Raw genomic sequence first — 15,019 nt, forward strand, 5'->3', positions numbered from 1 at the left:
ACTTCATATTGCTAAACAATCTAAAAGCATACGCATTTCAATTTTACGTATGCTTTTATCGCTTTTTCGCTTAAAAATAATACACAAATGGATATTTCTTACATTTTTAATCATAATTGAAATCAATTCTACCTTTTTTTGGAATTTACGCATGACTTCATATTGCTAAACAATCTAAAAGCATACGCATTTCAATTTTACGTATGCTTTTATCGCTTTTTCGCTTAAAAAATGATACACAAATGGATATTTATTACAGTCTTAATCTTAATTGAAATCGACTCTACCTTATTTTGGAATTTACGTATGACTTTATATTGCTAAATTATATAAAAGCATACGCATTTCAACTTTACGCATGCTTTTATCACTTTTTCGCTTAAAAACAATACACAAATGGAAATCTACTACATTTTTAATCTAAATTGAAATCAATTCTACCTTTTTTGTTAGTTATTTATTGTAATTCATTCGTATGCATGTAATGGTTTTTTTCTACGTAGTCTGAACTACAACACATACAAGTTTAGTCTCCTCAAGTTTCTTAGTAGTTTCGTTCTAGATATTTATTGAACGCGGGGTTTTTTAATACGATTCCAACAATGATAAATCCAAAAATAGATCCCACAATGGAGCTGAAAATAAACGATGGTATGAAGCCAAAAATGGCTGCATCCTGTCCAAGAATAAGCGTGGCAATTGGATAACAAGCAATTGCCCCTAAGATCCCTGTTCCAATAATTTCACCTGTCATTGCCATTGACGCCTTCTTAGTTTTTGTATAAAGGATTGCTGCTAAAAAAGCTCCTATCATACTTCCTGGAAAGGCAAATAAAGAGCCAGTCCCAAGCATGTTTCGAAGTAAAGATACAGAAAAAGCTTGAAGCACGGCGTATGCTGGACCTAAGATAACCGCCGACAAGACATTAATAAAATGCTGCATAGGAAATACTTTTGTGAAACCTATTGGAATTGCAAATAAATGACTTGTAACTGTTCCGATAGCGACAAGCATTGCTGTGAGTGTCATTTTTAGTGTTTTACTCAAGATGAATCCCCCATTACCGATTTAATTCATTACCAAACCGCCGTCAACAATAAGGTTTTGACCCGTTACCCCTTTACTCCAAGGTGATGCAAAGAAAAGAACTGCGTTTGCTACATCTTCCGGTGTTGTTACTTTTTGTAGTGGCGTAGATTCCTTTATCAATTGGAAAACCTCTTCAGACGTTGCCGAACTTGCATCCGTTGTTTGAAGTAATCCCCCAGAAATCATGTTTACGTTTATTCCATATGGACCAAGGTCTTTTGCCATGTTCCGAGTGAATCCTAAAAGAGCTGCTTTGCTAGTGTTGTAATCATGGTAAGCAACAACAGGATTTTGAAAGAGATTCGTGCCAATTGTTACAATACGTCCAAAGTCAAGCTCTTTCATGTCTGGAAGTGCTGCTTGTGTTGTATGTAAAGCTCCTTTTATTGCTCCCTCGAGCTGTGCGTGAAAATCCTCCCAAGAAATAGTTTCGGCGTTCTTTCTTGCGACTGGGTCAAAACGAAAATTGATTAAGGCATTATTTACAACGGTTGTTATAGGTTGATCAAAATATTTTTTCGCTTCAACAAATAAATTCTGTACTTGTTCACGATTTCTCACATCAGCTTGAATGGAGATCGCATTTTCACCGATTTCTTCTTGTAGAGAACGAGCTTTTGCTTCACTTTGAAAATAGTTGATTACTACCTTTGCCCCTTCATTCGCAAAAGCTTTTACGATTTCCTTTCCTAATCCTCGTGCACCACCGGTAACGAGAATAACCTGATTTTGTAGTTTCATTCTAGTAGCCTCCTCAAATAGAAAATAAGAAAAACGCAAAAAAACCAGTTCCACATAAATGGACCTGGTTTAAGGTATCAAGAAAAAATGGACATTTTCCACTCTACTTTCCTCCGCCGGTATAATCCGGATCAGGTCCAAAGGGTTAAAAAACGCACGCTTTTCTCTCAGCCCAATCGGGCACCCCTAGTAGTTACGAATATTCTTTCTATAAGGATAGTATGTACTTGCAAAAATGTAAAGGTATTTGATGAATTCAAGATTCTAAGATTCATTATATGGTATAATATGGATAACAGTCTGAATATTCAATTTATAGAAAGGGGTGCTGGGATGTTATTTTATTTAATGATCGCTCTATTTGCAGTAGGAATTGGAGCGATTGGTTGCGGTATTTTTATGTTTTTTGTAAAAATGGAAAAGAAAAAGGCGTTTATTATAAGTTTAATAGGATTATTCATTATTATAGTGACCATGGGTTCTGGTAATCTTCGCCCCTCCTATGAGAAAGAAACCTCCATAATCGTTCAGGAAGTTTCCGTATCGGCCGAAAAAAATGGTGATGGAAAATACAGTTGTAATGTAAGTGATCCATACAGCGTGTATCAGTTTTATAGCGAAGATAAAAAAGAGGTCGAGGATTTTTGCGCTCAATTTAGCAAAGGTGAAACATATGAAATCACATACCAGTTTAAATCTGGTAAATATACCATTTTAGGAGTAATTAAGTAAAGGCCGGGAGATTCCTGGCCTTAAATATATTTACTACCTTCTCTAACACTTAGCTTTTGCAGTGGTGTTTCATTTATAAATTGACGGACTGAATCTGGGTTTGTCTTTGAGTATTCGCGCAAAGCCCAGCCAATTGCTTTTTGGATGAAAAATTCTTTACTTGTTGCATTGGCTTTTATGTATTTGTACAGGATGTTTTCATTTGTTTCTTCCTTATATTTTAACTGGAAAAGAATTGATGAACGTGTAAGCCATAAATGCTCACCAAATGCCCAGCCTTCAATTGTTTCCTCTATAATACTAGGTGTTACTTTAGCTATATTTCCAACTATATGTGGTGAAAGAACATCGACAGTATCCCACCAAGATTTTGTAGTAATGAGCTCCTCGATAAAAGTTAAATGGCTACTATTGACTTTTTTTATAGATCTAACTAAATAATCCTGTGCAGCATATTGGTATTCCCGTTCATCCTTTTTCCACAACTGTGTAACAAGTTCAAGATTTAAATCCTTTTTTAATAATCCTGTTTCATTATAAAAATTACGTGTTAATTGTCTCCTTAAAGGTGTTTTTATTCCGAGAAACGGAAAATGGTTTTTCATATATTTTTGCATCGGTAACGCATTAGCGGGATTACTATGTTCTTCGAATAATGTAACGAGATGGTTTAAATCCTCCATTGTATTGCTCCTTTAAAAGATTTGGTATCCTCATTGTACTCGATGCTCCTATTCTTACAAAATAAAAAATACTATCTTTTCTATGTAAGTATACGTACGAAAAGATAGTATTTTAAATTCGTTACTTATTGCATTTTAATAGGTGTTACGACTGCAAATAGGTTTTCTGTTGGATTGTTGAGGTTGACTTCAATTACTTTATACCCTTCACTATCCTTGTAATCATTTGTAACTGGTGTTTTAATCTCGTTGCTCATTTTCCGTACTTCCCTTCTAACATTTTTCTCACACAATAAGTAGTATATGATGAGGTAACGAAAATGTGCTTTCTTTTAAAAAAAATTTTACTTTTATATTTTGGCTGTTTTCGCAAACTTTGTTGTTTTTATATCGTTGACTTCCGCTTCAGGTGGACGCTTTCCGCGGGCGTGGCTTGAGCCTCCTCGTCGCTACCGCTCCTGCGGGGTCTCAAGTCTCACGCTTTTCCCGCAGGAGTCGCCACCTTACGCTCCAATCAAATTGGTTTGCAATTTATTAACAAAAAGCAACAATCTTTTAGAAAAGAGCCTATATTTTTAATGCTTCATTTCCTACGCGCTCCATAAATTCCCTTACAACATCATTGTTTGCATTTTTACTGCTTAGTTTTAGCATGGCCCGTCCGACAAAATTAACTCCTATGTTTTGTCCTTCATATATGAATTTAGTGTGGGACTCGTCAATTTTTAGTAGGGTGAAAGTCGTAGTAATTTCAAATGCTTTCCCGAGTACAAAGCTTGTTTGCTTTAGCTTTTTGTTTTCGGTATTATCATATTGTGTCGTTTCAACAATATAGGTTTCTACACGTTTTCCCTCCCGATATTTTTGTTGATGCTTTGCCCCAACCTCTTCTTCTGTTTTTTCAATCAAGGTATGCTCTTCTACTTTCGGCATTATTTTCTTTATATGTTCGTCCGAAAATAGCATCCAAACCTTTTCAATATTCGCCTCAATGATCGTTTCTTCTTTCCATTCAATCATTTGTTTTCCTCCTTCCCAGATGCGAGAAATTCATCAATCTCTTCCTTTTGTTGTTGTAGTTCTGCAATTTGATGCTCAATTTTAGTTCTCTTTTGAATGAGTAATTTATCTAGGTTTGCGAAAGACTCATCCTCCATGACTGATACCATTTCTTGAATTGAAAAGCCAAGCTTTCTTAGTTTTACTAGTAGTACTGCAAGAAAAAAGCTACCATCATCATAGTAGCGGTATTTGTTTTTTGGATCAATGTAAGCTGGTTCTAGAAGTTTGACTTCCGCATAGTAACGCAAAGTTTCCTTGCTTAATCCGGTCAGTTCCGCAAATTCCTTTATTTTGTACATCCTCGCCCTCCCTTTTTATCTTAAAGTGTGTGGTGCACCCCTTAGTCAATATAAAAGTCAATTTTATTTAAAAGTTTGTCCATCTAGCAGTTCTTAATAACGTATTTTACCTATATATATTGTATTAATAGATTCCATTAAATGAAAGGTGGTTGCTACATTGATTGAAAATTCATTTTATACACAAGAATTCCACGGACCCTATGAGCTTTTTAATTTAGGAGATTTCAAACTAGAGGAAGGTGGCGTGATTCCAAATTGTCAGCTTGCCTATGCTACTTTCGGAGAGCTTAATGAAGCAAAAGATAATGCTATTGTCATTCCTACTTGGTTTTCTGGTACAAATAAAGCCTATGAACCATATATTGGCGAAGGACGAGCATTGGATTCGTCTAAATACTTTATTGTGATCATCAACCAAATTGGAAATGGTCTTTCAAGCTCACCTCATAACAGTCCTGCTCCCATAAGTATGTCGAATTTCCCGGATGTTAGAATTGGTGATGATGTACGAGCTCAGCATCAATTCCTTACTGAAAAGTATGGTATCAATGAAATTGCGTTAGTTGTTGGCGGGTCTATGGGAGCACAACAAACATACGAATGGGCAGTTAGATTTCCCGACATGGTTAAACGTGCAGCTCCGATTGCGGGTACTGCCAAGAATACGACTCATGATTTCATCTTTACTGACACATTAATCGAAGCGATTACTTCAGATCCAGGCTGGAATCATGGAAACTATCAGTCTTGTACAGAAGTGGTTGACGGATTAAACAGGCATGCTAAAATATGGGCTGTTATGGGACTTAGTACGGAATTTTACAAACAGGAAAAATGGCGCCTATTTGGTGTCAATTCTGTCGCAGAATTCGTAAACGACTTTTTACAGCCTCTTTTTGCAGCGATGGATCCAAACGCGCTATTAACAATGGCATGGAAATGGCAACGCGGGGATGTTAGCCGAATGACAAATGGTAATCTAGAAGAAGCGCTTGGAAGAATTAAAGCAAAAACATTTGTTATGCCAATTGATGAAGATATGTTCTTCCCTCCGCGTGATTGTGAAGCAGAACAAAAATTGATTCCTAACAGTGAACTTCGTGTAATTAACAGCATTTGCGGTCATTTTGGATTATTCGGCGCAGATGGTCCAGCTTATTTTGAACAAATAGATAAACACCTTAAAGAACTTTTAGCGACTCCTGTATAAACGACTTTATTTATATTAAAGGTTCTCGCCATCTACCTGCTAGATGGCTTTTTTGTTTTATTTTATGTGTAAAATGAACTAGAAAGAGCCATATTAGTATCATACTAACTGGGAAAGGATGGTATTACATGAAGAAGGATGAACATCTGAAGAATCAGGTACTTTATATCACGAACCCCGCTTATGATGCTTTGCATTCGGAAAATCTGCTTGAGGATCATGATGAAGAAATTGATCGTGAACAGTTGTCCCTATTGAATAGAGAATTATAAAATAAAAAAGGAGGACAATTTAGACATTGTTCTCCTTTTGTCATTTAATCAATGGGTGTAATTTCTACATTTAGTACCCCAACACTTGGCGCTGCACCTAGTGCTTCAAACGCTTTACGGTGAAGATTGATTCGGTTTGCTGGGAATTTCTTCACTTCATCAACAACTGTTACGATGATATCTTGATTCGGAACAAACGAAACGTTTCGGATTCGTAAACGTTGGCCGCATTTAAAAGGGCTATTTTCCCCTACGGCTGCAGTCATGTTGTTATCATAGGACCAGCCAATTTCACACTTTGTTGGCGTACCTCCCCATGTCCAAGTGGCCTTACCTAAGATAGTATCAGGATTGCGGTTCCAATCCCAGCCATAGTAAGGTGATGGGTATTGTGGTACGTATTGGTTGTAATAATACTCATCATACATATTCCGTGGTTCTAAGTATCCATGACAATAAGGGCAGTAAAAACCAGACGTTTGTCTTATCATCTCACTTCTTCTCCTTCGAAACCAGTATTTTACTAATTACTTCGTCTACTTAAATGTATGTAAAACGACTAGTATTGGTTCCTATTAGAGTAATACTTAGGTTATACCGTTCGAAGTGTTTAATAAGTTCAGCTTAGTTTCCTTCTTCGTTGTTTTGTAGGCGAAATAAATCAAGCAAATCATTCTTATTGGTAACTAGGTCATCTAATGTATATCCATATAGCACGTTAATGAATGCCTGTAATGCTTCGTATAGAGCCCGTTTTAGTTTACAAGATGGTGAAATTGCGCAATAGCCTCCACCTTCTTTAAAACATTCAACGACGTTAAAGTCCTCTTCGGTATTAGAAACTACTTCTCCGATATTAATCTCCTTTGGATGCTTTGCTAGCTTAAAGCCCCCATTACGTCCTCTAATGGTTATGATATATTCCAGTTTTCCTAGATGATGAATGATCTTCATTAAATGATTTTTTGATATATTATAAGCTTCTGCAATTTCCTGTATTGTGGTCAATTCTTCGTCTTTTTTCATTGCCAGATACATTAATACACGTAATGAATAATCGGTATAATTTGTTAGTTTCATTATAAAAAACCCCTTATATTGGTGAGTTCACTATTAGTATAGCATGAAAGTCCTATTTCTACTGTAAATGTGACAACTTTTCAAAAGATGTATTCAAAGGGTATCTTTTATTATCACTGTCATTATATTATAAACATGTATTCAAAATATTGGTTTAGGAAAGGACGTTATATCATGCTTAGCCAAAAAACAATTGAAATCGTGAAAAGCACAGTTCCAGTACTAGAAAAATATGGTAAAGATATTACTTCTCATTTTTACAAGCGTATGTTCACTAATAACCCTGAATTATTAAATATTTTCAACCATGCAAATCAAAGACAAGGCCGTCAACAAACTGCATTAGCAAATGCAGTATACGCAGCAGCTGCAAACATTGATAATTTAGCGGCGATTATTCCGGCTGTAAAACAAATTGGTCAAAAACACCGTGCATTAGGAATACAACCAGAGCATTACCCAATCGTTGGTGAAAATCTTCTTGGTGCAATTAAAGAAGTATTAGGCGATGCAGCAACGGATGAGATAATCAAAGCATGGGCTGAAGCTTATGGTGTAATTGCAGACGCATTCATTGGTGTAGAAAAGGAAATGTATAATGAAGCTAAGGAACAACCTGGTGGCTGGGAAGGTTTTAGAAACTTTGTAGTAGATCGTAAGGTAAAAGAAAGCGAAGTGATTACCTCTTTCTACTTAAAGCCTGAAGATGGAAAAGAAATTGCATCTTACCAAGCTGGTCAATACTTAACTGTTAAAGTACAGCCTGAAGGTGATGAATATACTCATCTTCGCCATTATAGTCTTTCTGATGCACCTGGAAAAGATTATTATCGTATCTCTGTAAAACGTGAAGAGCATGGTGTTGTTTCAACTTACTTACATCAAGAAATTAAAGAGGGCGATGTGATTACTGTAAGTGCACCAGCTGGTGACTTTGTCCTTGAATTAAAAGAAACTCCTGCTATCTTAATTAGTGGTGGAGTTGGATTAACGCCAATGGTGAGCATGTTAAATACGATCGTAGAACAACAACCTGAACGTGAAGTCATGTTCATCCATGGAGCTCTTAACAGTGAGGTTCATGCATTAAAGGATGAGGTTGCAAGCGTTGCAGCAAAACATGATCATGTAAAGAATTTTGTTGCTTACTCTGCGCCTACTGAACAAGACCGTCAGGACATGAATTTTGATAAGGAAGGCTTTATTGATCTTGAGTGGTTAAAAGCAACTGTAGAGACGAAGGAAGCAGACTTCTATTTTTGCGGTCCTGTCCCATTCATGAAAATGATGTATCGTTCACTTAAAGAATGGGGAGTTGCATCTGAAAACATTCACTTCGAATTCTTCGGACCAGCAAGTGAATTAGAAGAACCAACTGAAGCAGTTACAGCGTAAAAACCAAAAATAAAAAAGTGCCAATCGTCTACTCTATGTAAGAATCGATTGGCACTCTTTTTATATTCTGAACATATTACGAAGTCTCATAACATTATAAAAAAATGCGGCATCCCTGCCCTCTTTTGTATATCGATTTCGCTGTTGACGTAAACACTCCATAAAAGATATGTCACATTCTCGTGACGGGCCATATCTTTGATAACAAAGGTCATGCCTCATACAACATGAATCAACACGATTTGTAGGCGGACCGGACCCACCACAGCCTGGACCACACCATCTATAGCCAGGCATACATAAACCAAATCTTCTTCTCCTACTCATGACACTCCCTCCTTTTTGTAATGAAATATACTAATAAAATATGTTGTGATTTCATGAAAGGAAGGGCCATTGACATGATTATCTATAAGACTATTAAAAAATAATTGAAATATCTGATAAAAGTTTGGTACTATTATTCTAATATATTGACCAAAGCGATAGGCCAATGGAATATTCATTTGCCTTTTTTTATTTGTACGACCTAATACAATCATTAAACGAAGGAGATCAAAATGAAGAGTAAATTTCATTATGCGTGGATGATTGTCTTTGTTACATTCCTCGCATTCTTAGCGGTTCAAGGTGGAAGGCTTGCGTTCGGGGCATTCGTAGAACCCTGGGAAAATGATTTACATATGGATCGGGCAACTACTTCACTTATTTCCACACTAAGTTTTGTCATTTATGGATTATCACAGCCTTTTATTGGTAGGTTGATAGACAGGTATGGTGCACGACTTATATTATCGATTAGTACCCTACTTGTAGGGGTTAGTTTCTTTTTTATCACTTTCGTTACACAGCCATGGCAATTATTTGTCCTCTACTCCCTTGTATCAATTGGAGTCGGTGGTGCATCAAATGTAGCAGGGACGGTTCTTATTACGAATTGGTTTAATAAAAAGCGAGGGCTTGCGCTAGGAATCATGGAAGCAGGTTTTGGTTTTGGACAAATGCTCCTTGTTCCTGGATCATTAATGTTAATTCAATGGTTTGATTGGAGAACAACCATTTTTATACTAGGGGCATTATTAGTCATAATCGTCTTCCCTATTGTTCTACTCTTTTTACGTAATCACCCGAATGAAAAAGCAATGGAGCCTTTAGGTGGAAAAATTATCGAGGAAGAGGAAACAAAGTCAGATTTCTCCAAGAAACCTGTTTCGCTCAGCATGCTTTTTAAAATGCGTCAATTTTGGTTTATAATGCTTCCATTTGCTGTTTGTGGGTTTACGACAACAGGATTAATGGATACACATTTAATACCTTTATCCCATCACCATGGCTTTTCACCAACTGTGACGGGTACAGCTGTAAGTATTTTAGCAGCTTGTAATATCGTTGGAATCCTTCTTTCAGGTGTTATCATTGATTACTGGAGTAGCCGTAAATTATTAGTGTTCATATATTTTACACGCGCACTATCAATTGGTATTCTAGTCTACTCACATAATACTGTGTTGCTATTAATATTTGCCGCCGTTTTTGGATTCGTTGATTTTGCTACAGTTGCACCAACTTCATTATTGGTAACCCAATATTTTAAAGAGTATTCAATTGGTTTTATTGTTGGATGTTTGTCTCTTAGTCATCAAATTGGGTCCGCACTTGGTGCTTATATTCCTGGCCTTTTATTTAGTCATTATGGGAATTACGACTTATCTTTATATCTTTCAATCTTTATTGTTCTCATTGCGGCGTTTATGAATCTCTGAACCGAATCGACTAAATGAATTGGAAAAAAGGGCAAGCTAACTTTTCGAGCTTTTGCCCTTTTTTATTATTCTACCTTATAAAAATAGAACCATTTTCATTTGTATTCTTATTTGGCCATAGTGTAAAATCTTTAAGCAGTGGTGATTTAGTCGAAAAGGGATACGAGGAGAAAATGATATGAAAAGTATTTTACGAAACTTTATTAATGGTATTTTGACAATTGTTCCGATTATTTTAGTTGTGTATGTTGTCTTTAAAGTATTTTTGTTTTTAGATGGGATTTTGGGGAACTTCCTGAAACCCTATTTTCGAGAAGATTATATTCCAGGAATTGGCCTTTTACTCACGTTTGTAGTCATCACAATCTTGGGGTGGTTATCAACAAGAGTATTTGCCGGGGCTATCTTTCGATTGGTTGACAGACTGTTAGAAAGGATTCCGTTAATCAAAACTCTTTACACTGTTATAAAGGACACATTTAACTCCTTTCTTGGAGAAAAGAAATCATTTTCAATAGTCGCACTTGTAACGATACCGGGTACGGATGTAAAAGCAATTGGTTTTATTACAACTGAAGATGTAGAAAGCTTTTATGATCCATTAAAGGATTATGTAGCTGTATATATACAACAAACATTCCAAATCGCGGGCTTCACCTTCCTAATACCGAAAGATGAGATCGAAATTATTGACGTCAAGCCCGAGGATGCAATGAAATTTGTAGTATCAGGTGGGATGACTTCTAAATAATGTAGCCCCTCTATTGAATAATGCAAAAGGAACGCACATGAGTGCGTTCCTTTTATTTTAAGGCTGTTATCGTAAACTTTGTTGCTTTTTGGTCCGATTATGCAAGGGATATATTATTGTCCATTCAGTGATTTCAGTGGATGGTACGAGATCCTCGAAAATGCTGGCATTTTCTTCGTGCGGTGTAGTTTCAAGGAAGCAATTCAACGTCCTGCGGGAATAGCGAGCCAGGCGAGACCCCGCAGTGAAGCGAGGAGGCTCGCGGATCGCCCGCGGAAAGCGAGTACCAGGAGCGGAAATCACCTTACATTTAAAAACAACAATCTGTTAGAAAAGAGCCTATTTTAATAATTCTTCATGTATTGTTCCCTTTCCCAAGGATGAACAGATACTCTAAATTGATCCCATTCTATTTCTTTTGCTTCAATAAAATGCTCAAGTAAGTGGATACCTAATGCATTTTTTATAACTTCATCTTGTTTTAGATGTTCCAGTGCTTCTGATAAGGTTGCTGGTAAATCTACAATCCCATTTTCAACCCTCTCCCCTTTTGACATTACATAAATATTTGAATCAACAGGTGCTGGTGGAGTTAACTTATTCTTAATCCCATCTAACCCTGCAGCAAGAAGTACAGCCATTGCCATATAGGGATTTGCGGATGGATCAACACTTCGAACTTCAACACGAGTACTTAAACCACGGGATGCGGGAATACGAATTAGCGGACTGCGATTTCTTGCCGACCAAGCAACATAACACGGTGCTTCATAACCAGGTACTAAGCGCTTGTAAGAATTTACTGTAGGATTCGTAACAGCTGTAAAGCTTGTTGCGTGCTTCATAATTCCTGCAATAAATTGTCTCGCTGTTTCACTTAGTTCCAATTCCCCCTTTTTATCATAAAAGGCATTTTCTCCATTGCGGAATAATGATAGATTACTATGCATTCCTGAACCGTTAACCCCAAACAAAGGTTTTGCCATAAAAGTTGCATGTAGACCGTGCTTACGAGCAATGGTTTTAACAACTAGTTTGAATGTTTGGATGTCATCACACGCTTTTAATGCATCCTGGTATTTAAAATCAATTTCGTGTTGGCCAGGTGCTACTTCATGATGTGATGCTTCAATTTCAAATCCCATTTCTTCTAGTTCAAGGACAATGTCTCGGCGGCAATTTTCTCCTAAATCAGTAGGTGCTAAGTCAAAATAGCCACCTTGATCATTTAATTCGAGAGTTGGATCGCCGTGTTCATCCAATTTAAATAAGAAAAACTCAGGTTCAGGACCCACATTGAACTCTGTGAAGCCCAGTTCCCTCATTTCATGTAACATTCTTTTTAAGTTACTACGAGGATCCCCTTCAAATGGAGTTCCATCTGGATGGTAAATGTCACAAATGAAGCGGGCTACTTTTCCTTTTTCTGCTGTCCATGGGAATATAACAAATGTATTCAAGTCTGGGTATAAATACATATCAGACTCTTCGATTCGAACAAAGCCTTCGATAGAAGAACCATCAAACATCATTTTATTATCCAATGCTTTTTCAAGCTGACTAACAGGTATTTCAACATTCTTAATTTGACCAAATAAATCAGTAAATTGTAATCGAATAAACCGAACATTTTCCTCTTTCACGATTTGAATAATTTGTTCTCTTGAATATGAATGTATGGGTGACATTCCAATTCCTCCTTTGAAATCTGTTTTGATAGAAAGATAGAATAGTATAATAATCACTTTAGCCATTGGAAAAGTGTTATTTTATTAATGTTTCATTCGGCTTTTCTTGTTGTTGTAATGCTTTTTTGTATTCTTTGGGAATGATTTTTATCCAATTTTCTAGATGATCGTCCCAATGGTTCAGAATAATGGATGCTTTTGTACTTCCTGTGAATGTATAGTGGTTTTCAAGTAGTTGTCGAATCTGGTGCTCATCCTCTTCTCCAATAGTATCTAAATCCACTTGTGTAACATTGCACTGCTTTCGGAAATGAACAAAATCGTCTGCGTAAACATAAGCCATACCACCCGACATTCCGGCTGCAAAGTTTTTCCCAATCGAGCCAAGAACTGCAACCACTCCACCAGTCATATACTCGAGTCCATGATCGCCAATTCCTTCTACAACAGCTCTCATGCCACTATTTCTAACAGCGAAACGTTCCCCTGCTAGACCGCGAATGTAGGCTTCACCTGAAGTGGCTCCGTAGAAGGCAGTATTTCCAATTATCGTATTTTCCTCAGGAATAAATATTGAGTTTTCATATGGGGTAACTACGATTTTTCCTCCAGACAATCCCTTTCCAACATAATCATTCGCATCACCTTCAAGAGTTAATGTCATTCCTTTAGGTATAAATGCACCGAAGCTTTGACCTGCAGATCCTGTGAACGTGAGTCGAATAGTATCTTCAGGAAGACCTTTTCGCCCATACTGCTTGGAGATTTCACTGCCAACTATCGTTCCAACTGCTCGGTTTGTATTTTGGATTGGAAATTGCGCTTCCACTTGTTGCTGCATGTCAAGTGCAGGTTTACATACTTTTAGTAATTCCTTATAATCAAGAGAATGTTCAAGTCCATGGTCCTGTTTCTTCTTGTTGTATTGCGGTCCATTACCTGAAAATGGTTGAAACAGTACTTTAGATAAATCAAGATATTTCGCTTTCCAATGTGAAGTTGCATGATCACTTGGTACAAGTAAGTCAGTACGACCCACCATCTCGTTAATGGTTCTAAAACCTAATTGAGCCATAATCTCACGTACATCTTGAGCGATAAATCTCATGAACGCTTCAACATGTTCCGGTTTACCAAGGAATTTCTTCCTAAGCTCTGGATCATGTGTTGCTATTCCGACTGGACAGGTGTCTAAGTGACACTGTCGAACAAGTACGCAACCAAGGACAACCAAAGCAGACGTTGCAAATCCGTATTCTTCTGCCCCTAATAAAGTAGCCATTACGATGTCGCGTCCTGTCATCATTTTTCCATCGGCTTCAAGTATCACTCGATCACGAAGTCCATTTAAAACAAGTGTTTGGTGAGTTTCCGCAAGTCCAATCTCCCAAGGCATTCCTGCATGTTTAATACTTGATCGAGGAGCTGCACCGGTTCCTCCATCTGCACCACTGATTAAAATGACATCTGCTAAACCTTTTGCAACACCGGCTGCAATCGTCCCTACCCCTGCTTTCGAAACAAGTTTCACACTAATTCTTACTGATGGATTTGCATTTTTTAAATCGTGAATCAGTTGTGCAAGATCCTCAATTGAGTAAATGTCGTGGTGTGGTGGTGGTGAGATTAGTCCAACTCCCGGAGTTGAACCACGTACTTCTGCAATCCAAGGGTATACCTTATTCCCTGGTAGTTGTCCGCCTTCACCCGGTTTTGCACCTTGTGCCATTTTAATCTGAATTTCATCTGCATTTACTAAATAATGACTGGAAACTCCAAATCTTCCTGAAGCTACTTGTTTGATTGCACTACGTCTGGAATCACCGTTGGAATCAGGGGTAAAACGGTCATGATGTTCGCCGCCTTCACCACTATTACTTTTACCTCCAAGTCGATTCATTGCAATTGCTAATGTTTCGTGTGCTTCCTGACTTAATGAACCATAAGACATCGCACCGGTTTTAAATCGGCGAACAATTGATTCCACAGGCTCTACTTCATCAATTGGAATTGGTGTTGTTTCTTTAAACTTAAACAAGTCACGAATGAAAATAAGTTGCTCTTGGTTTGCTTTTTCTACATATTTTTTATAAAGCTCATAATCATTTTTCCGGCAAGCTGTTTTTAATGCATGTGTGGTTGCTGGGTTGAAAGCATGGAGCTCTCCATCTTTCTGATACTATGTCAAGAAAATAGACACAGATTTTTCTACCGCGCTTTCGCTTGGTAGCCTTCATAAAAAAGTTTAAA

At 37.2% G+C, this 15,019-nt stretch carries 16 protein-coding genes, 1 pseudogene and 1 riboswitch; of the genes and pseudogenes, 6 read left to right on the forward strand and 11 right to left on the reverse strand.

The annotated features are described in order from the left end of the window. Window positions 1-544: 544 nt before the first annotated feature. Window positions 545-1,048: an energy coupling factor transporter S component ThiW gene (gene thiW, locus ACR65M_RS23030; protein WP_440274514.1), complete on the reverse strand. Its 504-nt coding sequence runs from the start codon at window positions 1,046-1,048 to the stop codon at window positions 545-547. Window positions 1,049-1,069: 21 nt separating this feature from the next. Then, window positions 1,070-1,831 carry a 3-oxoacyl-ACP reductase gene (locus tag ACR65M_RS23035; protein WP_121448610.1) on the reverse strand — a complete coding sequence of 254 codons (762 nt, stop codon included), beginning with the start codon at window positions 1,829-1,831 and terminating at the stop codon, window positions 1,070-1,072. A gap of 91 nt (window positions 1,832-1,922) precedes the next feature. Next, window positions 1,923-2,029, reverse strand: a riboswitch (TPP riboswitch). A gap of 135 nt (window positions 2,030-2,164) precedes the next feature. Here ACR65M_RS23035 and ACR65M_RS23040 point away from each other — a divergent pair. Beyond that, the gene (locus tag ACR65M_RS23040) at window positions 2,165-2,563 is read left to right on the forward strand and encodes a hypothetical protein (protein WP_440274515.1); all 399 of its coding nucleotides are present in this window, start codon (window positions 2,165-2,167) and stop codon (window positions 2,561-2,563) included. Between the two features lie 20 nt (window positions 2,564-2,583). Here the strand turns inward: ACR65M_RS23040 and ACR65M_RS23045 are convergent, their stop codons facing one another. From ACR65M_RS23045 to ACR65M_RS23060, 4 genes are all read right to left on the reverse strand, one after another. Next, window positions 2,584-3,246, reverse strand: a complete 663-nt coding sequence (locus ACR65M_RS23045; protein ID WP_440274516.1) for a DNA alkylation repair protein — start codon at window positions 3,244-3,246, stop codon at window positions 2,584-2,586. 125 nt (window positions 3,247-3,371) lie between these two features. Next, on the reverse strand, window positions 3,372-3,503 hold the full coding sequence (locus ACR65M_RS23050; RefSeq protein ID WP_257215736.1) for a hypothetical protein: 132 nt from the start codon (window positions 3,501-3,503) through the stop codon (window positions 3,372-3,374). Between the two features lie 310 nt (window positions 3,504-3,813). Then, on the reverse strand, window positions 3,814-4,266 hold the full coding sequence (locus tag ACR65M_RS23055; protein WP_440274517.1) for an SRPBCC family protein: 453 nt from the start codon (window positions 4,264-4,266) through the stop codon (window positions 3,814-3,816). Further along, a complete protein-coding gene (locus tag ACR65M_RS23060) occupies window positions 4,263-4,607 on the reverse strand; it encodes a MerR family transcriptional regulator (protein WP_341331713.1) in 345 nt (114 codons plus the stop codon). The genes ACR65M_RS23055 and ACR65M_RS23060 overlap by 4 nt, the downstream gene beginning before the upstream one ends. A 160-nt stretch (window positions 4,608-4,767) precedes the next feature. Between ACR65M_RS23060 and ACR65M_RS23065 the strand changes: the two genes are divergently transcribed. Beyond that, a complete protein-coding gene (locus ACR65M_RS23065; protein ID WP_440274518.1) occupies window positions 4,768-5,820 on the forward strand; it encodes an alpha/beta fold hydrolase in 1,053 nt (350 codons plus the stop codon). A gap of 128 nt (window positions 5,821-5,948) precedes the next feature. Further along, entirely contained in the window at window positions 5,949-6,092 is a 144-nt protein-coding gene (locus ACR65M_RS23070) for a hypothetical protein (RefSeq protein WP_258722788.1), read from the forward strand. Between the two features lie 44 nt (window positions 6,093-6,136). Here the strand turns inward: ACR65M_RS23070 and ACR65M_RS23075 are convergent, their stop codons facing one another. Both ACR65M_RS23075 and ACR65M_RS23080 read right to left on the reverse strand, forming a co-directional pair. Then, window positions 6,137-6,583: an RlpA-like double-psi beta-barrel domain-containing protein gene (locus tag ACR65M_RS23075; protein ID WP_341331711.1), complete on the reverse strand. Its 447-nt coding sequence runs from the start codon at window positions 6,581-6,583 to the stop codon at window positions 6,137-6,139. A 133-nt stretch (window positions 6,584-6,716) separates the two neighbouring features. Next, complete coding sequence (locus ACR65M_RS23080) at window positions 6,717-7,172, reverse strand: RrF2 family transcriptional regulator (protein ID WP_341331710.1); 456 nt, start codon at window positions 7,170-7,172, stop codon at window positions 6,717-6,719. A 174-nt stretch (window positions 7,173-7,346) separates the two neighbouring features. Here ACR65M_RS23080 and hmpA point away from each other — a divergent pair, with 174 nt between their 5' ends. Continuing rightward, window positions 7,347-8,567, forward strand: coding sequence for an NO-inducible flavohemoprotein (gene hmpA, locus ACR65M_RS23085; protein WP_440274519.1), 1,221 nt, complete (start codon window positions 7,347-7,349; stop codon window positions 8,565-8,567). A gap of 60 nt (window positions 8,568-8,627) precedes the next feature. Here the strand turns inward: hmpA and ACR65M_RS23090 are convergent, their stop codons facing one another. Next, complete coding sequence (locus tag ACR65M_RS23090; RefSeq protein ID WP_440274520.1) at window positions 8,628-8,894, reverse strand: phospholipase A2 family protein; 267 nt, start codon at window positions 8,892-8,894, stop codon at window positions 8,628-8,630. 233 nt (window positions 8,895-9,127) lie between these two features. On the opposite strand from ACR65M_RS23090, the gene ACR65M_RS23095 reads away from it, so the two are divergent. Together ACR65M_RS23095 and ACR65M_RS23100 are read left to right on the forward strand one after the other, a co-directional pair. Continuing rightward, window positions 9,128-10,330, forward strand: a complete 1,203-nt coding sequence (locus tag ACR65M_RS23095) for an MFS transporter (RefSeq protein WP_440274521.1) — start codon at window positions 9,128-9,130, stop codon at window positions 10,328-10,330. 178 nt (window positions 10,331-10,508) lie between these two features. Then, window positions 10,509-11,081, forward strand: a complete 573-nt coding sequence (locus tag ACR65M_RS23100; RefSeq protein ID WP_440274522.1) for a DUF502 domain-containing protein — start codon at window positions 10,509-10,511, stop codon at window positions 11,079-11,081. Window positions 11,082-11,425: 344 nt separating this feature from the next. Here ACR65M_RS23100 and glnA read toward each other — a convergent pair whose 3' ends face one another. Together glnA and ACR65M_RS23110 are read right to left on the reverse strand one after the other, a co-directional pair. Beyond that, window positions 11,426-12,760 carry a type I glutamate--ammonia ligase gene (gene glnA / locus ACR65M_RS23105; RefSeq protein WP_341333541.1) on the reverse strand — a complete coding sequence of 445 codons (1,335 nt, stop codon included), beginning with the start codon at window positions 12,758-12,760 and terminating at the stop codon, window positions 11,426-11,428. Window positions 12,761-12,845: 85 nt separating this feature from the next. After that, window positions 12,846-14,939, reverse strand: a pseudogene (locus ACR65M_RS23110) (glutamate synthase-related protein); the annotation flags it as partial. Between the last annotated feature and the right edge of the window lie 80 nt (window positions 14,940-15,019).

It is taken from the genome of Ferdinandcohnia sp. SAFN-114 (assembly GCF_059415045.1).